A 23054-nucleotide genomic window follows, 5' to 3' on the forward strand; every position below is an offset into this window, starting at 1 on the left:
GGGCATGGACGACGACGCGCGACCGGAGCAGGGACCGGCGGGAGAGGTGCGCCGCGACCGCTACGTGGGCGGGCGCGACCTCACGCACTGGACGACGCGCGTCGGTCGCGTGGTGGCGCGGCTCGTCGAGCAGCTCGGGCGCAGGCTCGGCCCCCACGCCGCGCTGCTGCTGACGCTCGCGATCGGCCTCGCGGTCGCGGCCGGGCTCGCCGCGGGCGGTGCCGAGGTCTACGAGGCGGTCACCGACGAGGACGGCCTCGCCAACCTCGACATGCCCATCACGGCGTGGTTCGCCGACTGGCGACCGGGGTGGTTCGGGCCGGCGGTGACGGCCTACACAGATGTCGCCGGCGTCATCGGTATGCCGGTGCTGGCGATCGCGGTGATGCTCCTCCTCGCGATCCGACGCCGCTCGTGGACGCCGGTCATCCTCATGCTGTCGGCGGGCCTCGGCTCGCTGCTCATGACGATCGTCGCGAAGGGCTTCATCGGCCGCTCGCGGCCGCCGCTCGAGCTCGCGGTGCCGCCGTACGAGCACTCCGCCTCGTTCCCGAGCGGGCACACGCTCAACGCGACCGTGATCGCCGGGATCGTCGCGTACCTCATCGTGCTGCGGCTCGAGCGCCGCTGGCAGCGGGTGCTCACGATCGCGATCGCTGCGGTCTTCGCGATCACTATCGGGCTGAGCCGCGTGGTGCTCGGACACCACTGGCTCACCGACGTGGTCGCGGCGTGGGCGCTCGGCGCGGCCTGGCTCGTGCTCGTGATCACGGCGCACCGCCTCTACCTGACCGTCAGGCGCGCATCCGTCGAGCCCGACGGCGAGGCCGTGCCCGCGCCGTAGGGCGGGCCCGGCCTCGCGCGGCGGCGCCGCTCAGGCCTGCTGCTGCGGCACCACCGTCAGCACCCGGCGCACGAAGTCGTCGTACGCCTGCATGTAGGTGCTGAGGAACTCCTTCGTCGACTCGACGGTGACCTCGTCGTCGTCGTCGACGAGGCCGTCGGGGTACTGCACGTACGCCTCGATCTCGTTCATCATCGGGGCGTTGCAGAACGACAGGATCGTCTTCAGGTGCTGCTGGCCGACGGCCGTGCCGATGCCGCCGGGCGAGGCGCCGATGACGCCGACGGGCTTGCGCGTGAGGGCGTTCTCGCCGTACGGGCGCGACGCCCAGTCGATGGCGTTCTTGAGCGCGCCGGGGATCGAGCGGTTGTACTCGGGCGTGACGATGAGGATGCCGTCGGCGGCGAGGATGGCCTCCTTGAAGGCGGTCGCCTCGGGCGGGTACGCGTCGTCGCGATCGCGGTCGTAGAGGGCCAGCTGGCCGATCTCGATGAAGGAGCACTCGAGGTCGGCGGGCGCGAGCTTGATGAGCGCGCGGGCGAGGCGGCGGTTGATCGACGACGCGGCGATGCTGCCGCAGATGACGCCGATCGTGTACGGGGGCTCGTGGCGGTAGGTCTCAGGCATGCCTCCACCCTGCACCCGCTCCCTGGATGCGTCGAGAGTGCGGGCGGATGCGCGGGGCGCTACCGGGCGGGGAGCGCGCCGGCCTCCGAGATGGCGCGGTAGACCTCGGCCGCGACCCGCTGCTCCTTGGGGAGCGACAGCGCCGCGGTGAGCAGGCGCCGGGAGCTGAGCACCGGCGCGGGGATCGTCGCGAGGTCGTACTCGCTGTAGCCGCTGCCGCCCCACTTGGTCATGCGGTGCTCCCAGTGGAAGAAGTCGTAGAAGTCGTAGCCTCGCAGGGCGTCGTCGGAGAAGTCGGTGAAGTCCATCCAGCGGGCCAGCTCGTCGTGCAGCTCGGAGTCGTGCTGGAACGGCGATGCGGCGTACTTCGCGGCGAGCAGCTGCGGGGTGAGCTCGCGCACCGAGGTGTCCTTCCACATGCCGGTGACGATGGCGCCGCCGACCCCGAAGATCGTGGCCGCCCGCGCGGGCGCGTGCAGGTAGAGCGCGCCGGCGAGGTTGGCGTAGCGCTGCCAGGTGGGGAAGGTCGCGCGGTAGAGGCGCGACATCTCGGAGGTCGGCTTCAGGATGGGCACGTCGAGCCCGATGTGGGGCAGCCCGGCGGCGGCGGAGAGCCGCCCGGCGGTGAGGAAGTCGGCGTAGGTGCTCTTCGAGGCGACGTGGAACGGGTGATAGGTGAGCGTCAGCGCACCGGCCCGCTGCAGGTCGACGAGCCCGGCCTCGAGCACGGCCCGCGAGTCGCGGCCCGCGGTCAGCGAGAGCACGGTGACGGGCGCGACCGAGATCCAGTTGCGCACCTGCTGCCGCAGGTCGTCCCGGAACCGCGCCGACGCATCCGCCGTGCTCAGCTCGACGCGGTCGGCGAGCGGGAAGAAGCGCCCGTTCGAGACGGCCGAGCCCTCGACGGTGAGCCGACCGTTGGCGTAGAGCTGCCCGACCTCGTCGTGCGGCGTGATGAGGCCCGGCAGCCAGCGGCCGGCGGGGGAGCGGTAGTGCGGGTGCTCGAGCACCCAGCGCATGCGGCTGCTGTCGAGCCCGCCGGCGATGTCGGCGAGGATCGCGCTGTGCGAGGCGAGCGCGACGCCGGCCGCGGAGCGGTGCCAGTAGAGCGAGCGGGTGGCGAGCGGGTCGCCCCAGACGTCGAGCCGCTCGCCGCGGGCGACGAGCACGACGTAGCGGCCCGAGAGCCAGGCGATCGTCTCGTCGAGCGCGCGCGTCTGCGCGGCGGAGTCGGGATGCGCGGTGACCGCGCGCAGGATGCGCTCGGACACGCGGTCCCGGGTCTTCGGGCCGCCGTCGTCGAACGCCTGCCCGAGCACGAGCACCTCGGCACGATCGCCGCGCGCTACCTGCCGGTCGAGCACCGGGTCGACGCGCACGTGCCAGGGGCCGACCGCATCGTGCTCCCACGTCTCGACGGGCGTGTGGGCGGTCGGGCCGCGGGTGACGAGGAAGCCCTTGGCGAAGAGGTTCTTGTAGCCCCAGACCTTGTACGCGGGGCGCAGCTGCTGCTCGCGGCGGCGGAACGCCTGCATCGCCTGGCGATGCCGGCGCTCGTGGCGGTCGCCGAGCAGCGCTTCCAGCATCGTCGGGCTCCCGTGGTCGGCGTCGTGCGCCGGTCGCGACCGGGTCGCTGCGGCTCGATCGAGAGTATCCGACGGGTGCCTGCGCGGCGCGGCTCGGCAGCGCTGCGCAGCCGCATGCGGGACGCGCTGCGCACGCCGGTGGCGGCGAGTGCCTACGCGGTGGGCTGCAGCTGCGGTGCGGCGCCGGTGATGCGGCGACCGAAGCCGCGGATGCGCATGGCGCGCCTGGTCCTCGGCACGACGACCCAGCTTCCGGATGCCCACTGCACCTCGAGCGTGCCGCGATGGACCTCGTGATGATGGTGGGAGCAGAGGAGGATGCCGTTGTCGAGGTCGGTCGGGCCGCCCTCTTCCCACGGCACGATGTGGTGCGCCTCCGTCCAGCCGACGGGGAAGGTGCAGCCCGGGGCGCGGCAGCCGCCGTCGCGGATGGCGAGCGCGCGCCGCTGGGCACGGGAAAAGAGGCGGTCGGCGCGGCCGAGGTGGAGCGGGAGGCCGTCGGCGCCGGTCACGGCGCTCTGGATGCGGCCATCGCACAGCATCGAGGCGGCGAGGTGCACGGGGATGCAGTCGCCCGTGCGCTCGACCGTCGCGGTGCAGCCCGGGGTGCCCGTCGCAGCGGCCTCGAGGCTTTGCTTGGCGACGTGCACGACGACGACCGGTGCCTCGCCACCGACCCGTGGCACGTCGCGCTGCTCGACGGAGCGCCCGACCATGGCGATGAGGGCATCGACCATCTGCTGCGGCCGCGAGCGATCGTCGACCTCGAGCGCAGCTGCGGCGCGCTCGTCGTCGCTCTGGAAGCGCGGCTTCGTGCGCGGGCCGGTGAACGCGTCGAAGGCGGCGGCGAGCACGGCGCCTTGGTCGGGCGTGCAGATGAGCCGGCCCTGCACCATGCCGTCGGGTCGGGTGCCGAAGGTGAAGCCGCGCTCGGCCAGCTGCCGCTCGTAGCGAGGCTCGGCGCCATCCGGATCCATCGCGTCGCGCCACATGCGTGCGAGGCGCGCGAGCAGCTCGGGCGGCATCGGCGCATCGGTGCCGGTGTCATCGCGGTGGGTGCCCCGGTCGCCGATGGCGGATGCGACGAGCGCCTCCTCGGCGGCCGCGACGTCGTCGGCGTGCGCACGATCGGGTGCATCGCCGAGCGCATCGAGCACCGCCCCGACTGCCTCGAGCGAGATGGCGCCGGTCTCGAGCGCACCGCCCAGGATCGGGAACCTCGCGGGCACGGTGGCCCCGGTGATGCCGATCGACGCCCGCGTGGCGCTCGCGACCCGCAGCAGCTGCCGAGCCGTGCGCCGGGACGCGCCGAGCTCGGCGGCGAGCATCTCGAGCGGATCCTTGTAGCCGCAGCACAGCGGGAAGCGCTCGTCCTTCGGGAGGCCGTCGTGGCGCTTCGCGAGGTCGTCGGCGACGCGCACCTTGAGCGCGTCGCCTCCGCGACCGATGTCGCCGACCCGGGCGACCACATCGCGCCGCTGCGCGTCGTCGAGGCGCGGCAGCAGGGCGTCGAGGGTGGCTGCGGCGACCGCGATGGCGTCGAGCGCGATGTCGAGGGAGCGCAGCGCGTCGGAGGTGTGGCCGGTCGGCTGCTGTGCCATGGTCGCCCCCTCCAACGCTGGAATGCGGCTAGTCTATCGAACGTATCTACGACACGCGCGAACTTTCCACAGTCTTGCCTAGACTTGCACAGGCATGCCGTTCAGGCATCCGGTCACTATAGAGTCGCGCCATGCCCACCAGACTCGCAGCCACCCTCGTGCGGCTCGCCGAGAGCGGCCACCTGCTCGGTCGGCTCGCAGGTGAGCGCAGTGCGCACCGCATGTCGCCGCTCACCGTGCGCGCACTCGTCGTGCTGCAGTTCGAGGGCCCGATGGGTGTCACCGCGCTCGCCCGCCGCTGCCACGTCGCGCAGCCGACGATGACGGCGCTCGTGCGGCATGCGGAGGAGGCGGGCTGGATGCGCCGGCGCGGCTCGGCACGGACGACCCAGCTGGAGCCGACCGCCGCGGGGATCGCCGCGCGGGACGAGCAGCGCGAGGCCGACGGCGTGCTGCTCGAGCCGCGCTTCACCCACCTCGGGCGGCGCGAGCGCGCAGCGCTGGAGCGGGCGGCGCTGATCCTGGCATCGACGCTCGAGCGCGACCGGCCCTGACGCGCGCGGTCGCGGCGACTCGTGGGCGTCTCAGCCCGTGCTGGCTCGGCGCTGCGCCTCCGCTAACGCCGACCGCACGACGGCCTCTATGGCGACGGCGAGCAGCGCCCCCAGCAGCGCGCCGACGCCGTTCGCGACGATGTCGCGCACGGAGGCCACTCTCCCCGGCAGGAAGTGCTGCACCACCTCGACGCCGAGGCTGAGCGCGACGCAGAGCGCGACCGCGATCCACCAGCGCCGGGCGCCGAGCACGAAGACGAGCAGGAGCGCGAGCGGCACGAACATCGCGACGTTGGCGAGCACCTCGAGCCGCGTCCAGCTCAGCCAGTCGGCGAGGTCGCGCGCCTGCAGCCATTCGATGCCGCGCACGACGCGCGGCTTCGCCCGCAGCAGGAAGTGCGTCGGCCACAGCGTCACGACGAGCACCACGGGGATGCCGAGCAGCAGTCCGACGACGCCCAGCCGCCGCAGCGGCGCACGTCGCGCGCGGGGCACGACGACGACGCGAGGCTCGGAGGACATGCGTCGAGTCTGTCGCGGGAGGCTATGCGCGCGCTGACGGAGGGCACGCAGCGGCGCCGATCCTCAGCGCCGACCACACCGCATCCGCACCCGTGTGCGAAGCCTCGATCAGCCCTCGCCGAGCACCGCCCGCCGCGACGGCGCCGGGTCTACCGTTCGGATCATGACGGGACCTCGACACGCGATGATCCGGTCGACGGCGCCCGAGTTCCGCATCCTCACCGTCTGCACCGGCAACATCTGCCGCTCGCCGCAGGCCGAGCTGCTGCTGCGGCAGCGCCTGCCGAGCGCCTTCCCCGGGTGGGACCCGGCGGTGATCGAGGTGACGAGCGCCGGCACGATGGCGCTCGACGGCCACCGGATGGAGCCCCTCGCGGTGGCGGAGGCGGGTCGTCTCGGCCTGCACGGCGCCGACGGCCACCGCGCCCGGCGGCTGCAGCCCGCGCTCGTCGAGCGTGCGGACCTGGTGCTCGCCCTGGCGCGCGAGCATCGCAGCGCCGCCGTCGCCTCGGCGCCGACCGCGCATCGGCGCGCGTTCACGCTCGTCGAGTTCGCGTGCCTGGCGGAGCGGGTCGCCGCCGGCCATCGCGGTGCGCAGGTGCGGCCGCTCGGCGAGGACGGCATCCCCGCCTTCCTGTCGCGCGTCGTCGCAGCGTGCGCCGACCGCTCGATGATCGACCACGCGCAGCGGGCCGACCTCGACATCGAGGACCCCTACCGGCGCTCGGCCGCCGTCTACCGGCGGTCGGCGGATGCCGTGGCCCGGCAGGTCGACCGGCTGGTCGTCGCGCTCGCCTCGCTCGCGCGCGCGAACGCGGCCTAAAGCGGGATCGAGCTACTCGGCACCTTCGCGGTAGCCGTGCGGGTTCGCCCGCTGCCACCGCCATGCGTCCCGCACAGCATCGTCGAGCGACCGCTGGGCCTTCCAGCCGAGGCGCTGGTGCGCGAGCGAGGGATCAGCAGTCGAGACCGCTGCGTCGCCAGGACGTCGCTCGACGACCTCGTACGGCACCGCGCGGCCCGCGACCGCCTCGAAGGCTCGCAGCACGTCGAACACCGATGCGCCGCGACCGGTGCCGAGGTTCACCGTGAAGAGCCCGGGCTCGAGTGCCTCGAGCGCGGCGACGTGTCCCTGCGCCAGATCGACGACGTGGATGTAGTCGCGCACGCCGGTGCCGTCGGGGGTCGCGTAGTCGTCGCCGAAGACGCGCACCCGCTCGCGCTCGCCGACCGCCACCTGCGCGACGAACGGCATCAGGTTGTTCGGGACGCCCCTGGGGTCCTCTCCGATCCGACCGGACGGGTGTGCGCCGACCGGGTTGAAGTAGCGGAGCACTGCTGCGCGAAGCTGGGCGTCGGCTCTCGTCGCGTCAGCGATGACGGCTTCGATCATCGCCTTCGTGCGCCCGTAGGGGTTCGGCAGGTCGATGCCGACCGGGTCACGCTCGCTCAATCCCTCGCCCGGCCGTTCGTAGACCGTCGCGGAGGACGAGAACACGAACCGGTGCACTCCCGCGTCGGCCATCGCTGCCAACGTCGCGAGAGCGCTGCCGAGGTTGACGCTGTAGTACCGAAGCGGGTCATCCACCGATTCGCCGACCGACTTCAGGCCCGCGAAGTGCACGACTGCATCGATCCGGTAGCCGCGCAGCACCTCCAACACCAGCGAACGATCGGCCGCGTCGCCACGGACCAGCGGGATCTCTTGACCTGCGATCTCGCCAGCGCGCCTGATCGCTTCGGAGCTGGAGTTCGAGAAGTCATCGAGCACGACGACGTCATGCCCGCTCTCGAGCAGCGCAATGGCTGTGTGGGAGCCGATGTAGCCGGCTCCGCCAGTCAGAAGGACGCGCATCAGCTCTCCAGATCACGCTCGGGGGTCTCTCCAGCCTAACGAGGGCCCTCGTGCCGCCGCCTAGGATGGCGGGCAGAGCATGACGCGACCGTGGATGGAGACCGTGAAGACGCTGCAGACGCTGAGGACGGGCCTGTGGCATCTGCGCAGGGGAGGCGTCCAGCAGCTGCGATCGTGGCGCCTCCGCCGTCGCGCGGCGATGCGCAACGGCGACCTTCGGGCAGTGACTGCGAGGAGTCTCGCCGATGACATGCCGGTCTGGCCCGTCGCCGAGCGGCCCACGAGGCGTCCGGGCGTGCGGATCGGCGTGATCATGGACACCTTCTCAGCGAGCGCGTGGGGCTACGAGTTCGATCTCGTCGAGCTGACTCCCGACGGCTGGAAGGACCAACTCGATGAGCGGCCGATCGACCTGCTCTTCGTCGAGTCAGCGTGGGCCGGCTCCGGCGGCGCCTGGCGCTACCAGCTGACGGGCTCGAAGGCCCCGAGCGAGCCCCTGCGAGCGCTCGTCGCGCACTGCCGCGAGCAGGGCATCCCGACCGCCTTCTGGAACAAGGAGGATCCGCCGCACTTCGGGGACTTCCTCGACACGGCGCGCATCTTCGACCAGGTGTTCACCACCGACGCGGCGCTCATCGACCGCTACCGCGAGGCGCTCGGTCACGACCGGGTCGAGGAGCTCGCGTTCGCGGCGCAACCGGCGCTGCACCACCCGATGCGGCAGCAGGGCCTGCACCAGGTGCGCGACATCGGCTTCGGCGGCAGCTACTGGTCGCACAAGTTCCCCGAGCGCCAGGCGCAGATGGATCTGCTGCTGGGCGCGGCCGCCGACGTCGCCGAGCGGCGTGGGATCGGCTTCGACATCTACTCGCGCTTCGAGGACGACCCGAAGTACCGCTTCCCCGAGGCCTTCCTGCCGTACGTGCGCGGCTCGCTCGACTACGAGCGCATGCTGACCGCGTACCGCGCGCACAAGGTGATGCTCAACGTGAACTCGGTCGTCGACAGCCCCACGATGCTCGCCCGCCGCGTGTTCGAGATCCTCGCGAGCGGCACGCCCGTCGTGTCGACGCGCAGCGCCGCGGTGGAGCACTGGTTCCCGAGCGGCGAGGTGACGATCGTCGACGATCGGGAGGAGGCGGAGCTCATGCTGCGCGCCCTCGTGCGCAGCCCCGAGCTGCGCGACCGGCAGGTGCACCTGGCGCAGCGCCACATCTGGCGGCACCACACCTTCTCGCACCGCGCGACGCAGGTGCTCGGCGCGCTCGGGGTCGACGACCCCGCCGCCTGGCGGCGGCCCAGCGTCAGCGTGATCGCCCCGACCATCCGCCCGCACCTCGTGCCCGGCATCATCCGCACCGCAGCGAAGCAGGTGGGCGTCGATGTGCAGCTGCTGCTGCTGCTGCACGGCTTCGACCAGGACGAGGCCGAGCTGCAGGCGCTCGCGCGCGAGGCGGGGCTCGCCGAGCTGGTCGTGCTGCGCGCAGGCATGGATCGCTCGCTCGGGGCCAACCTCAACGCGCTCGTCGCGGCGAGCGCCGGCGACGTGATCGCGAAGCTCGACGACGACGACCTCTACGGCGAGCACTACCTCGCCGACGCGTGCTTCGCGCTCGACTACTCGGGGGCCGAGCTGGTCGGCAAGGAGGCGCGATACCTGCACCTCGAGGCGGTCGGAGCGACCGTGCTGCAGAATCCGCACCGCGAGCACCGCTGGGTGGATCTCGTGGGCGGCCCGACGATGGTCGGCCCGCGCGCGACGTGGCTCGCGACGCCGTTCGAGGATCGCACGCTGGGGGAGGACACCACCTTCCAGCGCGGCATCCTCGCGGCTGGAGGCGGCATCTACAGCGCCGACCGCTTCGGCTTCATCCAGATGCGCGGCGCCCGGGACGGGCACACCTGGAGCACCGAGGACGAGCGGATCCTGGCGAACAGCCAGGTGCTGAGCTTCGGCCTGGCCGCGGAGCACGTGCTGTTCTGAGGCGCTCCGGGACGGAAGGGGCGCTCAGGCGCCGGCGTCCTCGAGGCCCGCCACGCCATGCACCTCGCGCAGCTGCCGCAGCACCTCGCAGTAGACGGCCGGCGTGTAGTGGAACGGGGCGAGACCCCACTTGTGCTCTGGGTCGGCGAGCACGACCTCCTCGGGCAGCTCGACCATGCGGAAGCCCAGCGCCCGCAGGTGGTCGTAGTAGGGGCGATAGCGCTTGTTCGCCTCGGCGGCGCGCACGCCCATGCTCCAGGGCGACGGCTTGCCCTCGGTCGTGAGCACCGCCCACGGCACCTCCAGCACGACGGTGCGCTCGAAGAGGTCGAGCGCGCGCAGGCGCTGCACGAAGTCGGCGAGGTGCGCTGACCAGATGGCGAAGTGCTCATCGGTGCCGAACTCGACGTGCTCGGCCTCAGCGAAGCGCTCCTCGAGCTCGGGGATGCGGATGGTGTCGATGCTGCGGGTCGCGACCGTGCCGTCGGCGAAGCGGTAGATGCCGTGCCGCTCGTCGGCGAGGTCCCACAGCAGCACGTCGACGTCGGCGGCGAGCGTCTCGAGACGTGAGAAGAGTCCGCCGGAGAAGTCGGCGCGGATCATGCGCTCCTGGAACTTCGACGACACCGTCATGTGCTCCGGGAGGTGCGTCGAGGCGTCGTTGCCCGCCGAGATGAGCGACTGACGGGCGATGTAGCCGCGCAGGTCGACCGTGTCGTCGGCGGCGAACTCGACCGTGTCGCGGGCCACGCAGCTGCCGTAGACCAGCACTCGAGGCGCGCGGCGCTCGGACTCGGACACAGGACTCCTACCCGGTTGACGCCCCAAGGATTCTGCAGAGCACTTCACGATACCGCGACGGCTACGCGAGCGAGCTGCGCGCGTGCGCCTGCATCGCGCCGCTGGATGAGACTAGATTCGTATGTCAGCGCGGCGCACGCGATGCCGCCGAACGGGAGTGGCTGAGAGCCAGCCCCTCGCGTGAGCGAGGCCCGAGTCGATCAGCGAGGACCCGCAGCATGGAAACCACCCCGGACGTCTGCGTCGTCGGGCTCGGGTACATCGGTCTGCCCACGGCCGCGATCCTCGCGGCGAACGGGAGCAACGTCATCGGGGTGGATGTCAACCCGCATCACGTCGCGGAGATCAACGCGGGACGTGTCCCCTTCGTCGAGCCGGATCTGGAATCCGTGGTCGCGGGCGTCGTGGCGCAGGGACGGCTGGCGGCGCAGTCCTCCGTGCCGCACGCGGACGCGTACATCGTCGCCGTTCCCACGCCGTTCACGGAGACCTACGAGGTGGACGATGCCTACGTGCGCGCCGCGGCGGACGCGATCGCGCCCATGCTCAACGGCGGCGAGCTCATCATCCTCGAGTCCACATCGCCCCCCGGGCTCACGGAGCAGATGGGTGAGTTCATCCTGAATGCTCGCCCCGACCTCACGGGCGCGCCGGGTCGCGCCAACAGCGTGCACTTCGCGCATTGCCCGGAACGCGTGTTGCCGGGGCGCATCATGGTCGAGATCGTTCAGAACGATCGCATCATCGGAGGAGTGACGCCTGAGGCCGCCGAGCGTGCCCGTGCCCTCTATGCCACGTTCTGCAGGGGTGAGCTGCTCATCACGGACGCCCGCACGTCGGAGATGGCGAAGCTCGCCGAGAACTCCTACCGCGACGTCAACATCGCCTTCGCGAACGAGCTCTCGATGATCTGCGATCGCATCGACATCGACGTCTGGGAGCTGATCCGGCTCGCGAACCACCACCCCCGGGTCAACATCCTTCAGCCGGGGCCGGGAGTCGGCGGCCATTGCATCGCGGTCGATCCATGGTTCATCGTCGCTGCTGCACCGGACAGGGCGAAGCTGATCCGTCTCGCACGCGAGGTGAACGACAGCAAGCCCGACTTCGTGCTCGAGAAGATCATGGCTCGTGCTGCCAAGTTCCGGGATCCCGTGATCGCGGCGCTGGGGATCGCTTTCAAGGCCGACATCGATGATCTGCGTGAGTCGCCGTCCAAGACGATCGTGGAGCGGCTCGCCTCCGAGCTGCCGCACGCCTCGATCCTCGTGGTCGAACCCAACATCGACGCGCTCCCCTCCGACCTCGCGGGCCGCGCCAATGTCACTCTGCGGGAGACTGCGGACGCTGTCGACGAGGCGGATGTGGTGGTGGTGCTCGTCGACCACCAGCAGTTCAAGGCTATGGACCCCCGCGCATTGCAGGAGAAGGTCCTCGTCGATACCAAGGGCATCTTCCTGTGAACGGCAACGCGGGCGCGCGGAGGAGGTGCGGCGCTTGCACGCGCTCCTGCTGAGTCACTACTTCGAGCCCGAGCACGGCGCACCTCAGCGTCGGTGGAGGGCGCTGATCGAGCAGCTCACGGCGATGGGGTGCGCGGTGGACGTGATCGCGCCCGTGCCGCATCACCCCAGCGGGCGCGCCAAGGACGGGCGCTATCGGGCTGGGACCACGGAGCTGGGCGCGCATGGCGCGTCTGTTCACCGGGTCTCGTATCTGCCGCACGACGGCAGCCTGATGCGCCGCACCATCGACCACGTGTGGGTCGCGATGTGCAGCGCGAGGCGCGGAAGTGCGCTGATCAAGAGAGGGAGCATCGGCCGCCCCGATGTGGTGGTCGCCACTGCCCCGGCGCTTCCTACGCTGGCGGCGGGCTGGTGGCTGGCGAAGCGACATGCCATCCCGTTCGTGGTCGAGATGCGCGACGCCTGGCCCGACCTCGTCTCGCATACTCCGGGCCTGCACGGCTCACGGTCGCTCAAGCACGAGCTGAAACAGCTCGTGCACCGCGCAGTCACCGCGGTGCAGCGCAGTGCGGACGCGGTCGTGACGACGACTGAGGCGTTCGCAGATGTGTTGCGCGCGAGAGGCATCCAGCATGTTGAGGTGATACGAAACGGCACCGATCCTGCCGCCTACGAAGCGGTTGCGCCGCCCGAGGACCTGCATCGCGCGCTTCGGGTCCTGTACATGGGGACCATCGGAAGGAGTCAGGGATTGGACACGGTCGTCCGAGCCGTCGCCCGCCTCCGCGAGGCAGGAGTGCGCCTCGATGCACGCATCGTCGGTGCGGGCGCTGACCACGCGCAATTGCGAGACCTGAACCGGAGGCTGGGCAGTCCTGTGGACGTACGGGAGGCGGTGCTTCCCGAAGAGGTGCTCGCGCATTACCGCTGGGCTGACACTTGCGTCGTCTCGCTCCGGGACTGGGAGCCCTTCCGCTGGACAGTGCCATCGAAGCTGTACGAGCTGATGGCGACGGGCAAGCACCTGACCGCGATTCTGGCGGGCGAGGGAGCGGCCATCGTCCAGAAGACAGACTGCGGCGTTGTCATCGCTCCCGGCGACGTCGACGGGCTGGTCGAAGCGTGGGCGCTCCTCGAGAGGGAGCGAGATGCGCTCCTGGTGAGCGACGCGGGGCAGCGATGGGTTCGTGAGCATGTCACATATCCACGTCTGGCGGACGAGTACTTGCGCCTCTTCTCCGCGGTGGTGTCGCGAGGCCGGACGTCAGCTCCGCCGGCCCGGTCGGCATGAGCACGAGCCGCACGCCGCGGCCCTTGGTAGATTGCATGACTGGATAGGCGGGCTACCTGAGCTGCCGCTCTGCGGCGGATGCCCGCTGACCAGTTGACGTCGCATGAGAGCTGAGGAACCGATGGCCGCTGATGGCGACGTCGCAGTCGAGCGTGATTCGTCCTTCTCGCCGCCGCGAGTGCAGGCGACTGCAGGCAACGCCTGGGTGGTGTTCGCGGAGCCGGAGGTCAGGCTCAACCGGTGCGAAGTGCAGGGCACCGTATGGGCCGGGTTCGCCTCCTACGTCAATTCGGGGGCTATCCGGTCGTACGTCGAGATCGGTCGCTACTGCAGCATCGGCCGAGACGTCTCGCTGGGGCTCGGGCATCACAACGTGAAGGGCATCTCGGGTTCTCCCTTCTTCGAGCACCTCAGCAGTGGAGGCGCCATGAAGCTTGCCTCCGAGGAGCCGAGACGCCGGGTATTGATCGGTCACGACTGCTGGATCGGCGACGGGGTGAAGATTCTCTCCGGTGTCACGATCGGTCATGGTGCAGTGCTGGCTGCCGGTTGCGTCGTCACGAAGGACGTCCGCCCGTACGAGATCGTCGGAGGGGTGCCCGCCAAGACACTTGGTCGGCGTTTCGATGATGAGACGGTCGAGGCGCTGCTTCGCACACGGTGGTGGGATCTCGACCCGAGCTGGCTGCAAAGGAACCTGGCCGGCGGCATCGACGAATGCCTTGAAATCCTGACGGCGGAAGGCCATGCCGCCCCGCGTTTCGCGCTGCAGAGGGTCGCGGTTCGCCCGGACGCTCCAAAGGGCACCTGACCGCGGGGCCGTCGAGGGGTCGTTGCTCGCGGCCGATAGGATCTAGCGGGCAATTCGAGCAGAGGGTGAACATGGCACGCGAAGTGACGATCATCGGACAGGGTTACGTAGGTCTTCCGCTAGCCCAGGCCGCCAGTGAGGCCGGCTGGACGGTCCATGGCCTCGATGTCAGCGAGCGGATGACCGCCGACCTCAACGCGGGACGTTCGCATATCGATGACCTGTCGGACCAGGACGTGTCCGACATGCTCGAGCGGGGCTACCGAGCCACCACAGACGCATCGGTCATCAGCAGTTCCGAGGTCGTGATCATCTGCGTCCCGACTCCCTTGGGCGATGGTGGCGGACCAGACCTGACCGCCGTCCGCTCAGCTGTCACGAGCGTCGGTCAGAACATGCGGCCCGGCGTGCTGGTCGTCCTGGAGTCGACGACCTACCCGGGCACCACGGACGGAGTCGTCGCCCCGATGCTGGAGTCCCTCAGCGGTCTGACTGCGGGTGCCGATTTCGATCTGGCCTTCTCGCCGGAGCGCGTGAACCCGGGTGACCCTGTCTACGGCATCAAGAACACCCCGAAGCTGGTGGGTGGGGCAACCCCGAAGGCAGGGGAGCGGGCGTCCTCCTTCTACGCCAGCTTCGTCGACGATGTGGTCGTGCTGTCTGGCGCGAAGGAGGCTGAGACGGCCAAGCTCCTGGAGAACACCTTCCGGCACGTCAACATCGCCCTTGTCAACGAGATGGCGAAGTTCTGCCACGAGATGGGCATCGACATCTGGGAAGTCATCCGAGGCGCAGGAACCAAGCCGTTCGGCTTCATGAAGTTCACGCCGGGGCCGGGTGTCGGCGGGCACTGCATCCCGATCGACCCGAACTACCTCGCTTTCCATGTCAAGAATCAGCTCGGATACCCGTTCCGGTTCGTGGAGCTCGCGCAGGAGATCAACAACTCGATGCCCGACTACGTCGTCTCGCGAGTCGCTCGACTGCTGAACGAGCAGCAGCGTGCGGTCAACGGATCGCGCATCCTGCTTCTCGGCGTGACGTACAAGCCAGACATCGCGGACCAGCGTGAGTCCCCGTCGACGGCGGTCGCTGAGAAGCTGCAGGAGCTCGGGGCGGACATCTCCTTCCATGATCCGTTCGTCGACCGTTGGCGTCTGGCGACAGGAACTCTTGCGCGCGTCGAACTCGAGCCCTCGGTGCGCGATGCCGACATCGTCGTGCTGCTGCAGGCCCACACGGCTTATGATCTGACCACCCTCCAGTCGCTTGCGGCGACGTTCTTCGACACTCGCGGCAAGACCGCGGGCCTTCGGCTCTGACCCGCGATTTCGGCGCTTCAGGTGACATCGATCCCGCGCGTGCGCCTCAGGCCGCCTGAGCTCGTCACAGGCTTCGTGCTCGCCGGTCTGAAGGCTCTCTTCCTGATCATCGGGGGGCTCGCGTCGGCGGAGCCGATCGAGACTGCCCAGATCTGGTGGTCCGTCGGCGATGCGCTCACCACGGGATTGCTCGGATTCGTCGTGGTCTGGATGCTCCGCGTCTACGCGACCCGGGCCCGGCTCGACGCGGCGCGGCTGAGGCGCGAGCTGACGGCAGCTGCGGCCACGCAAGCGGCAAGCGTGCGGGCCGAGGTGCGCTCTACGCGCGAGAAGCAATCGCGCCACGAGTACCGGCACGGAGTCATGCTCAGTGGTCTGGCGCGCGATGTTGCTGACGTTCGCAGCGATACTGAGTACCTCGTCGCCATGGCGGCCCAGCCGCCAGCGGGGGATCGCGCGGGCAGGAGAGTCCTGATGGTCACCAGCAACGGGGCTGGCCTCGGTCACCTGACCCGGTGTCTTGCCCTCGCGAGCATGCTGCCGAGCGATTGGCAGGTCGACATCCTGACGCTGTCGACCGGTTGGCGAAAGGTGGAATCCGGCGCAGCTCGGCTGCACTACCACCCCAGTAGCGAAGCCCTCGGGCTGCCGCAATCCGAGTGGAGCCGTCGCTTCTCCAAGGCGTACGCGGAACTGCTGGGGCAGATCAAGCCCGATGTGGTCTTGTTCGACGGCACGTTCGTGTACCGGACAGTCCACGAGGTGACCCGTCATTTCGGCGTCCCATTGGTGTGGATCGTGCGCGGTGGCTGGAAGGCAGGCAGGGAGAACGAGCAGACTGCGGCGCCGGAGCGCATCGTCGACGCGCTGCTGCTGCCTGGCGACTACGCCCTGCCCGAGGACCCCGACCCGGTCTCGACTTCGCGGCTCCCCGTGCTGAGGACGCCGCCACTCCTGGACATCTCAGGCGCGCTTCCCGAGGCGCGAGCCCTGACCGCGCTCGGACTCGAACTGGGACCGAGGTATGTGCTGGTGCAGCTCGGCGCAGGGAACATCGACGACATCGAGGAGAAGCTCACGGCGGCCATCGAGACGATCGGGCGTCTGGGATCGGGTTGGCGAGCGGTTGTGGTCGACTCGCCGATCGCCGATCGCCTGATCCGGCTCGATGGAGACGTGCGAAGGATCTCGGCGTACCCGCTGTCCCGCTACATGCGCGCGTTCGAGTTCGTCGTCGTTGCCGCCGGCTACAACACGGTGCAGGAGGTGATCGCCCTCCGCGTTCCGGCGGTACTGGTGCCCAACATGCAGACCATCACAGACGATCAGGAGCGAAGAGCAGCCACCGCCGCCGAGCAAGGTGTGGCGCTGATAGCGAGAACTGCCGACGACATCGTGAGCGCCATCGTGGAGCTGTCGCATGCAGACCGTCGGGGTGCGGTCGCGTCTGCCCTGCTCAGGGTGCAGGTCCAGGACCCGCCCGATGGTCTCGACCGCTGGCTGACTGACGTGTGGCAGACGCGCGCCCTCCAGAGTGCCTCAGGGCTCCCGGGCACGGATGCCGCTATGAGAGAACCACGGGAGCAGAGCAATGCAGACCTCACCTCCGAAGGGAATGTTGAGTGACCAGATCTGATGGCCAAGCCGGCCTCGAATCGACCGACTTCACCGTCAGCGGCCGAGAGCTCCGCCTCTTCGGTTTCCCCGGCGACCACATCTTCGAGCGGATCAAGCAGCGCGGCGAGCCCTACGAGCACGACCTGCTGGCCTTCGTGCATGAGCTCCTCGCCGGGCGCCCGGACGGTGTCGTCGTCGACGTGGGCGCGAACCTCGGCAACCACTCTGTCTACTTCGCTGCGGTCATGGGTCGTCAGGTCGTGGCCGTCGAGCCAGAAGCCGACAACCTCAGGGCGCTCCGAGAGAACCTCGCGTCCAACGACATCGAGGGGATGGTCGATGTCCACGCGCTCGCTGCGTGGAACGAGGCGGGTCAGATCGGGCTCGTCCAGCAGATGGATGGCAACAGAGGAACCTTCAGCGCGCGTGCTGAAGATGCGGGTCCGATCGAAGGGCGGCCGCTCGACGACATTCTCGGGGATGCTCCGGTCGCGCTGATCAAAATCGATGTCGAAGGGGCCGAGCGCAGGGTTGTCGAAGGCGCACTGCGTGTGCTCGAACGGTGGTTGCCCATTCTCGTGATCGAGAGCCACGGCGCCTCGGCTGTGGCTGAGCTCACGACGCTGCTCGAGCCTCTCGGGTACCGGAGGACCGCAGTCCTGGGGTTGAGCGACAACTACATCTGGGCGGCGCCGCCTGCAGCAGCCGAGGAGATCAGACAGCTCTTCAACCTCGAGACCGCGCGGAAGTTCCAGCGGCTCGTGCTCCACAACTCGGATGTCCAGGGGAAGCGCCTGCTGGCGCTTCGTGAGCAACTCAGCACAGTTGCCGAGGCGGTTGGAGCACGGGATGCGGAAGCCGGCGGCGCGTCCGACACCGAGGCTGGAGCACTGCAGCACCTCCTGGAGGGCCTCGCGCAGTCGGTGGCTTCGCTCGAAGCGAGCGTCGCGTCCTTTGAGGGTGTAACAAGCGGCGCGGCATCAGCCGAAGAACGGGCTCGTGCGCTGTCCGACGCCGCAGGCCAGCGCTTCGAGCGTGCCGCGGTCGAGGTCTCGGCTGCGGTCGATGAGAAGCTGTCGAGGTTCGACCGCAGGCTGCAAGAGCTGACCGCGCTGGTGGCTGAGGGGCATGGACTCGGCCGCGCGGTGCAACGAGAGCTGACCGATCAGCTCGTCGTGGTCGCCGAGGACATCAGAGGGTCGCTGGACAGCACGCTGCAACGACACATCGACACGATCGACGACTCCAGGGACGAGCTCGAGAGCGTGCGCGACCAGAGGGATCGCATCGCGCGAGCCTATGCGCAGCTCTCGCGCCGGTACGAACGAGCGCACCCGTCGGAGTGGTCGTCTTCGGGAGCAGTGCGCGGCGCGCTCGGCGGGCAGCTCGCCGAGGTGGTCGGCGAGCTGATCGAGGAAGCTGAGCTCGATCAGGATCAGAGCAGGGATCGTGCTGGCGGCTCGCGGGACGGAGCGCGCGAGATCACGCCCTTGCAGCGCGGCAGGGACCGAGTGCGCATCGGGATCGCATCGATGCCCGGCCGCGAGGCCGCCCTGTTGCAGGTCCTACGCATCCTCTCGCCGCAAGCGGATGAGATCTTCGTGTATCTGAACGGCATGGACGAGGTGCCATCCGGCTTCGACGGGATCCGGAACGTGCGGTTCTTCACGGGAGAGGACCTCGGCGATAGGGCGAAGTTCCTGTTCCTCGAAGGGTTCGACGGCTACTACCTCACGTGCGACGACGACATCGAGTACGCGCGATTCCATGTCGCGAGCATCATCGACGGCATCGAGCGCTACGCGCGCCGCGCGGTCGTCGGCTGGCACGGCTCGCTGTTCAGCGACGACTTCGAGCAGTTCTACGAGGCGAAGTCGCGCAAGGTGCTGTCCTTCCGGTTTCTCCGGGGCAAGGACACCGGGGTGCATCTGCTGGGGACTGGTGTCTGCGGCTTCCACACCGACACCGTGCGGCCCACGATGGACGAATTCGTACACCCGAACATGGCCGACGCCTTCCTCGCCATCCATGCCCAGCGACGCGAAGTGCCGATGGTGGTGCTCGCCCACAAGGGCGGTGAGGCGATGCCGATCGACACTCCTGGCTCCATCTCAGCGGCATCCCTCGGCAAGGACGCTCGCGGCAAGGCGGCGTTCGACGTCGCGGGGACCGTGACCAGGCTCGTGAAGGAGCAGATGCCTTGGCGGACGTTCGAAGCTGAGCCGGTCTTCGTCAGAGAGCGTGTCCGCGTCGCGATCGTCGGTCGGACCGATCGAGAGCGATGGAAGAAGGGCGGCATCCTCAAGTCGTGCCACCTGACTCGGGAGATGCTCACCGGCCATGGCTGGGATGTCTACATGGCGGACATCGAGACCGGCGACCCGCTCGGTCTCGAAGGATTCATCCCCGACCTGGTGATGGTCTATGTGGGCGACCCCGAGCGCCCCGACTTCGCAAAGGTCATCGAGATCGTGGAGACGCATGCGAGTCGCGGCGCGCGCGTGCTCGTCAACCTTTCGGACAACGGCCGGCAGTCGCGGCACGAGGCGATCGTCCGGCGCATGCGCATCTGGGGGGAGCGCTTCCGCGGTCGGGTGCGTCTGATGGCGTTCGCCGCAGAGGCCGCCCGGGAACCGAGCCTGGTGGAGCTCCAGGAGCTCGTCGTGCCGATCCCCAAGACGCTGGTGTTCGAGGACACAGCCGAAGCGAATTGGGCGGGCTCGAGCGCCATCTTCGTGGGAGATGTGGCGAAGCTTTCCGACGACTCTCTGATCGGCGGGGCTGGACGCGCGTGGATCGATGGGATCCGACGGGCGGTTCCAGAAGCGAGGATCGTCGGCGTCAGGCAGTACACGCCGCGCTACGACGTCGACCTCGGTCTGGACGAGGTCTGGCCGTTCATGAAGGGCCGAGAGTTCGTCGAGCGTCTGCGGAGCGTCCGGATCGCGGTGAGCGCGGTGAAGTTCGCCACGTTCGAGATGGTTCCCGTCGAGGTCGCGGCGCTCGGCATCCCGACGTTCTATCGGGCCATGCCGCACTCACTGTCGGCCTATCTCGGTCAGGCCGGCATCGAGGTCGACTCGGTCAAGGATCTCGAATTGCGCCTGCCGGCTGTCTACCGTGATCCACTCGTCTGGCGCGGTTACTCCGAAGCGGGCATCCTTCGCGCCAAGAGCGTGGAGTTCCAGCACGCAGCGGCCAGCATGATCCTGGAGCTCTCGGCCTTCATCAAGGGAACGGAAGACAAGTGACCCGACTTCGCACGCGCACGTACTTCGCTGCCGCAGGCATCCTTCTGGCTGTGTCGCTCGTGGTAGCAGTGGTGCTCGCACCGGTGATGGGCGCGCTGGCGTCGCTGCTCGTGCTGTCCGCCAGCGTGAGCCTGCAGATGATGCTGGCCGCATGGTTCATCGCGTCCCGTGTCTCTGACCGGAGCGAAGCGGTGAAGGGCGAGATCGAGAAGGCTCGTTCTCGCCTCGACTGGCGCATCGTTCACGAGGACCAGGTGGTCTACAACTCCTTGAAGCGCCTGCATGAGGAACGCGGCTCGGAGCTGCAACGGCTGCTCGATGGCGTGCAGGGCACCCGGCGCCAGGGCGACCGTTCTGTCAAGGCGCTCCGCGCCCAGTCAGAGGAGCTGCTCCACCAGCGCGAGCGGCTCGCGGGCGTCCAGGCGTTGGTCGTCGAGTTGGTCGCACGGGCCGACGGCGACGCGCACGCGGCTGATGACGACGCTGAGCCCCGGCGCCCGGCTGCGGGATCAGCGGACGAGCGACCCTGAACCTCGCCTAGGTGTTCTTCCCAGTGACGTTGTGAATGCGTTGGGCTGGGGTCTGGCCGTCGAGCGCTGTGTGGGGTCGGTGGTGATTGTAGGTGTGGAGCCAGGCGTCGTAGGTCGCTGCTCTGGCCGCGTCTGAGGCGTAGGTGGCGGCGTATGCCCATTCGGTGGCGAGGGTGCGGTTGAAGCGTTCGACCTTGCCGTTGGTCTGCGGCCGGTAGGGGCGGGTGCGGCGGTGCTGGATGCCGTCGAGCGCGGCCCGGAACGCGTGGGATCGGTAGCAGGAGCCGTTGTCGGTCATGACCGCGGTGACGGCGATGCCGTGGGCGGCGAAGAACGCGTTCGCGCGTCGCCAGAACGCCGACGCTGTGTCGCGGCGCTCGTCGTCCAGGATCTCCGAGTAGGCGAGCCGCGAGTAGCCGTCGACCGCATGGTGGAGGAATGCGTAGCCGCGGCTGTGGTGCTCGCCTGCCCGCTTCGCGCGCGAGCGTGCGACGTCGGCCCGACGATCCTGCTGGGAGCCTCGACCGTGCTTCCGCCAGCCGCCGCCGTCGGGGATGCGGCCGAGCTTCTTGATGTCGACGTGGACCAGCTGCCCCGGCCGGTCCATCTCGAACCGGACCGGCGCGGCCCGCCTGGTCGGCAGGCCCGTGGCCTGGTCGACATGGGTCAGCAACGGCATCCGAAATCGCCGCAGCACCCGCTCGACCGTCGAGCGCGGAACTCCGAGGTGGTAGCCGATCCGGTGCGGGCCCCACCGGCGCGTGAACCGCAGCCCGATGATCCGCCGCTCGAGACGGTGAAGCGCCCTGAGTTTGTTGGAGGCTCCTGACCTTGGAAACGAGGATGGAGTTATGCCGAAGGAACTGGCGAATGGGAAGCCGACGACGCGTCGGTACTCGGTCGAGGAGAAGGCCGCCGCGGTGCGGATGGTGAGGACGCTGCGCGCTGAGCTCGGTGTCACGCAAGGGACGGTCCAGCGCGTCGCGACGCAACTCGGTTACGGTGTTGAGTCCGTGCGGATGTGGGTCAAGCAGGCCGACGTCGACGACGGCGTCACTGCCGGCGTGAGCAGCGCGGAGGCGCAGCGGGTGCGTGAGCTCGAGCAGGAGAACCGGGAGTTGCGGCGGGCCAACGAGGTGCTGAAGCGGGCGGCGTCTTTCTTCGGGGCGGAGCTCGACCGCCACTACCGGAAGTAGTCGCGTTCGTCGACGCGAACAGGGACGATCTTGTGGACGGTCGCCGGCTCGGAGTCGAGCTCATCTGCAGGCTGCTGCAGGTGGCTCCGAGTAGTTACTACGCCGCCAAGACCCGCACGCCGTCCGCCCGCGCGGTGCGGGACGACGAGCTGATCCCGCAACTGGTCGAACTCTGGGAGTCCAACTACCGCGTCTATGGGGTCCGCAAGCTCTGGAGGGCTGCCCGCCGCGCGGGGATCATGATCGGCCGCGACCAGACCGCCAGGTTGATGCGCGCCGCGAGGATCGAGGGCGCGCGGCGGTCGAAGCGGGTCAAGACGACGAGGCCGGATCCGGCGTCGGCGCGGCACCCGGACCTGGTGAAGCGGGATTTCACCGCGAGCGCCCCGAACCGGCTCTGGGTCACCGACCTGACGTTCGTGCCGACCTGGACCGGCGTCGCCTACGTGTGCTTCATCATCGACGCGTTCAGCAGGATGATCGTGGGTTGGCGGATCGCGTCGCACATGCGAACCGAGATCGTCCTCGACGCGGTCGAGATGGCCCGCTGGTCCCGCGGCGCCCGGCACGAGGATCTGCGGTGTCACAGCGACGCAGGCTCTCAATTCACCTCGATTCGCTATGGCGAACGCCTCGCAGAGATCGGTGCCACGCCGTCGATCGGGACGGTCGGCGACAGCTATGACAACGCCCTCGCCGAGACGGTGAACGGCTACTACAAGGCAGAACTCGTCCGCGGCCCCGCGCGGCCAGGGCCGTGGAAGACGGTCGAAGACCTCGAGCTCGCGACGCTCGGGTGGGTGCACTGGCACAACACGCAGCGCCTCCACGGCTACCTCGGCGACGTCCCGCCCGCAGAGTTCGAGGCCGCGTTCTATGCTGTCCCCAACGACCGCAATCTGCTGGTCGGAATCAAATAGCGCGAGTCTCCATCAGACCCAGGGCGCTTCACGGACCGGTGTCCGGTTCGGAGACGAGCGCGGACGCGACGAACGCGCTTCCATCGGCTCGCCCGCGGCGAGGCGACGCGACCAGCGCGAGACCGTCGCCGGCGAGCACTGGAACCGCTCGGCAACACGAGCGACGGGCCAGCCGCCATCGATCACGAGCTTGGCGATCTTGAGCCTGGTCGCAGGCGAGAGCGCAACGTTAGCGTGGGACATGAAGGCCTCCGGTGGACGACGTGAGTGTGGTTA

General features: G+C 69.3%; 18 protein-coding genes, 2 pseudogenes and 1 other annotated feature. Of the genes and pseudogenes, 12 read left to right on the forward strand and 8 right to left on the reverse strand.

Annotated elements, in window-relative coordinates; translation table 11 throughout:
* The first annotated feature begins 4 nt into the window (after positions 1–4).
* Entirely contained in the window at positions 5–844 is an 840-nt protein-coding gene (locus tag MU522_RS07780; RefSeq protein ID WP_246990486.1) for a phosphatase PAP2 family protein, read from the forward strand.
* Positions 845–874: 30 nt separating this feature from the next.
* On the opposite strand, the gene MU522_RS07785 is transcribed toward MU522_RS07780, so the two are convergent.
* The 3 genes from MU522_RS07785 to MU522_RS07795 form a co-directional block, all read right to left on the reverse strand.
* Complete coding sequence (locus tag MU522_RS07785; RefSeq protein ID WP_246990487.1) at positions 875–1471, reverse strand: NADPH-dependent FMN reductase; 597 nt, start codon at positions 1469–1471, stop codon at positions 875–877.
* Positions 1472–1530: 59 nt separating this feature from the next.
* A complete protein-coding gene (locus MU522_RS07790) occupies positions 1531–3057 on the reverse strand; it encodes a hypothetical protein (RefSeq protein WP_246990488.1) in 1527 nt (508 codons plus the stop codon).
* A 152-nt stretch (positions 3058–3209) separates the two neighbouring features.
* A complete protein-coding gene (locus MU522_RS07795) occupies positions 3210–4658 on the reverse strand; it encodes an HNH endonuclease signature motif containing protein (RefSeq protein ID WP_246990490.1) in 1449 nt (482 codons plus the stop codon).
* Positions 4659–4789: 131 nt separating this feature from the next.
* Here MU522_RS07795 and MU522_RS07800 point away from each other — a divergent pair, with 131 nt between their 5' ends.
* On the forward strand, positions 4790–5212 hold the full coding sequence (locus MU522_RS07800) for a MarR family transcriptional regulator (protein ID WP_246990491.1): 423 nt from the start codon (positions 4790–4792) through the stop codon (positions 5210–5212).
* Positions 5213–5242: 30 nt separating this feature from the next.
* Here MU522_RS07800 and MU522_RS07805 read toward each other — a convergent pair whose 3' ends face one another.
* Positions 5243–5734, reverse strand: coding sequence for a VanZ family protein (locus MU522_RS07805; protein WP_246990493.1), 492 nt, complete (start codon positions 5732–5734; stop codon positions 5243–5245).
* Positions 5735–5897: 163 nt separating this feature from the next.
* On the opposite strand from MU522_RS07805, the gene MU522_RS07810 reads away from it, so the two are divergent.
* Positions 5898–6557 (forward strand): low molecular weight phosphatase family protein, encoded by a 660-nt coding sequence (locus tag MU522_RS07810; protein ID WP_281439983.1) that lies wholly within the window; start codon positions 5898–5900, stop codon positions 6555–6557.
* A gap of 12 nt (positions 6558–6569) precedes the next feature.
* On the opposite strand, the gene galE is transcribed toward MU522_RS07810, so the two are convergent.
* Positions 6570–7589 (reverse strand): UDP-glucose 4-epimerase GalE, encoded by a 1020-nt coding sequence (gene galE, locus MU522_RS07815; RefSeq protein WP_246990494.1) that lies wholly within the window; start codon positions 7587–7589, stop codon positions 6570–6572.
* A gap of 250 nt (positions 7590–7839) precedes the next feature.
* Here galE and MU522_RS07820 point away from each other — a divergent pair, with 250 nt between their 5' ends.
* The gene (locus MU522_RS07820) at positions 7840–9573 is read left to right on the forward strand and encodes a glycosyltransferase (RefSeq protein WP_246990496.1); all 1734 of its coding nucleotides are present in this window, start codon (positions 7840–7842) and stop codon (positions 9571–9573) included.
* A 24-nt stretch (positions 9574–9597) separates the two neighbouring features.
* On the opposite strand, the gene MU522_RS07825 is transcribed toward MU522_RS07820, so the two are convergent.
* Positions 9598–10374: a DUF6270 domain-containing protein gene (locus MU522_RS07825; RefSeq protein WP_246990498.1), complete on the reverse strand. Its 777-nt coding sequence runs from the start codon at positions 10372–10374 to the stop codon at positions 9598–9600.
* Between the two features lie 218 nt (positions 10375–10592).
* On the opposite strand from MU522_RS07825, the gene wecC reads away from it, so the two are divergent.
* The 7 genes from wecC to MU522_RS07860 all read left to right on the forward strand — a co-directional run bounded on the left by wecC (position 10593) and on the right by MU522_RS07860 (position 20662).
* A complete protein-coding gene (wecC, locus tag MU522_RS07830) occupies positions 10593–11837 on the forward strand; it encodes a UDP-N-acetyl-D-mannosamine dehydrogenase (protein ID WP_246990499.1) in 1245 nt (414 codons plus the stop codon).
* Between the two features lie 34 nt (positions 11838–11871).
* On the forward strand, positions 11872–13131 hold the full coding sequence (locus MU522_RS07835; RefSeq protein ID WP_246990505.1) for a glycosyltransferase family 4 protein: 1260 nt from the start codon (positions 11872–11874) through the stop codon (positions 13129–13131).
* 121 nt (positions 13132–13252) lie between these two features.
* Positions 13253–13942, forward strand: coding sequence for a CatB-related O-acetyltransferase (locus MU522_RS07840; protein WP_246990507.1), 690 nt, complete (start codon positions 13253–13255; stop codon positions 13940–13942).
* Positions 13943–14013: 71 nt separating this feature from the next.
* On the forward strand, positions 14014–15264 hold the full coding sequence (locus MU522_RS07845; RefSeq protein WP_246990513.1) for a nucleotide sugar dehydrogenase: 1251 nt from the start codon (positions 14014–14016) through the stop codon (positions 15262–15264).
* 21 nt (positions 15265–15285) lie between these two features.
* Positions 15286–16890: a glycosyltransferase gene (locus tag MU522_RS07850; RefSeq protein WP_246990515.1), complete on the forward strand. Its 1605-nt coding sequence runs from the start codon at positions 15286–15288 to the stop codon at positions 16888–16890.
* Positions 16887–20132, forward strand: coding sequence for an FkbM family methyltransferase (locus tag MU522_RS07855; RefSeq protein ID WP_246990517.1), 3246 nt, complete (start codon positions 16887–16889; stop codon positions 20130–20132). The genes MU522_RS07850 and MU522_RS07855 overlap by 4 nt, the downstream gene beginning before the upstream one ends.
* Positions 20129–20662, forward strand: coding sequence for a hypothetical protein (locus MU522_RS07860; RefSeq protein WP_246990518.1), 534 nt, complete (start codon positions 20129–20131; stop codon positions 20660–20662). Before MU522_RS07855 ends, MU522_RS07860 begins: the two co-directional genes overlap by 4 nt.
* Positions 20663–20669: 7 nt before the next feature.
* Here the strand turns inward: MU522_RS07860 and MU522_RS07865 are convergent.
* A pseudogene (locus tag MU522_RS07865) lies at positions 20670–21458 on the reverse strand (IS481 family transposase); the annotation flags it as partial.
* A 55-nt stretch (positions 21459–21513) separates the two neighbouring features.
* Here MU522_RS07865 and MU522_RS07870 point away from each other — a divergent pair.
* Positions 21514–22778, forward strand: a protein-coding gene (locus MU522_RS07870; protein ID WP_246990417.1) for an IS3 family transposase whose coding sequence is annotated in 2 segments (ribosomal slippage) — positions 21514–21817 and positions 21817–22778 — 1266 coding nt in all. Because the reading frame shifts where the segments join, the coding sequence is not laid out codon by codon here.
* Positions 21813–21947: a sequence feature (AL1L pseudoknot), on the forward strand. (Overlaps the previous gene by 135 nt.)
* 36 nt (positions 22779–22814) lie before the next feature.
* Here the strand turns inward: MU522_RS07870 and MU522_RS07875 are convergent.
* A pseudogene (locus MU522_RS07875) lies at positions 22815–23021 on the reverse strand (helix-turn-helix domain-containing protein); the annotation flags it as partial.
* Between the last annotated feature and the right edge of the window lie 33 nt (positions 23022–23054).

It is taken from the genome of Agrococcus sp. SCSIO52902, assembly GCF_022983135.1.
GTDB classification, from domain to species: Bacteria; Actinomycetota; Actinomycetes; order Actinomycetales; family Microbacteriaceae; genus Agrococcus; species Agrococcus sediminis.

Excerpts from the sequence above, each read along its gene's own strand:
- MU522_RS07780 (WP_246990486.1), top strand. The coding sequence starts at position 5 with ATGGACGACGACGCGCGACCGGAGCAGGGACCGGCGGGAGAGGTGCGC.
- MU522_RS07785 (WP_246990487.1), bottom strand. The coding sequence starts at position 1,471 with ATGCCTGAGACCTACCGCCACGAGCCCCCGTACACGATCGGCGTCATC.
- MU522_RS07790 (WP_246990488.1), bottom strand. The coding sequence starts at position 3,057 with ATGCTGGAAGCGCTGCTCGGCGACCGCCACGAGCGCCGGCATCGCCAG.
- MU522_RS07795 (WP_246990490.1), bottom strand. The coding sequence starts at position 4,658 with ATGGCACAGCAGCCGACCGGCCACACCTCCGACGCGCTGCGCTCCCTC.
- MU522_RS07800 (WP_246990491.1), top strand. The coding sequence starts at position 4,790 with ATGCCCACCAGACTCGCAGCCACCCTCGTGCGGCTCGCCGAGAGCGGC.
- MU522_RS07805 (WP_246990493.1), bottom strand. The coding sequence starts at position 5,734 with ATGTCCTCCGAGCCTCGCGTCGTCGTCGTGCCCCGCGCGCGACGTGCG.
- MU522_RS07810 (WP_281439983.1), top strand. The coding sequence starts at position 5,898 with ATGACGGGACCTCGACACGCGATGATCCGGTCGACGGCGCCCGAGTTC.
- galE (WP_246990494.1), bottom strand. The coding sequence starts at position 7,589 with ATGCGCGTCCTTCTGACTGGCGGAGCCGGCTACATCGGCTCCCACACA.
- MU522_RS07820 (WP_246990496.1), top strand. The coding sequence starts at position 7,840 with ATGCCGGTCTGGCCCGTCGCCGAGCGGCCCACGAGGCGTCCGGGCGTG.
- wecC (WP_246990499.1), top strand. The coding sequence starts at position 10,593 with ATGGAAACCACCCCGGACGTCTGCGTCGTCGGGCTCGGGTACATCGGT.
- MU522_RS07840 (WP_246990507.1), top strand. The coding sequence starts at position 13,253 with ATGGCCGCTGATGGCGACGTCGCAGTCGAGCGTGATTCGTCCTTCTCG.
- MU522_RS07845 (WP_246990513.1), top strand. The coding sequence starts at position 14,014 with ATGGCACGCGAAGTGACGATCATCGGACAGGGTTACGTAGGTCTTCCG.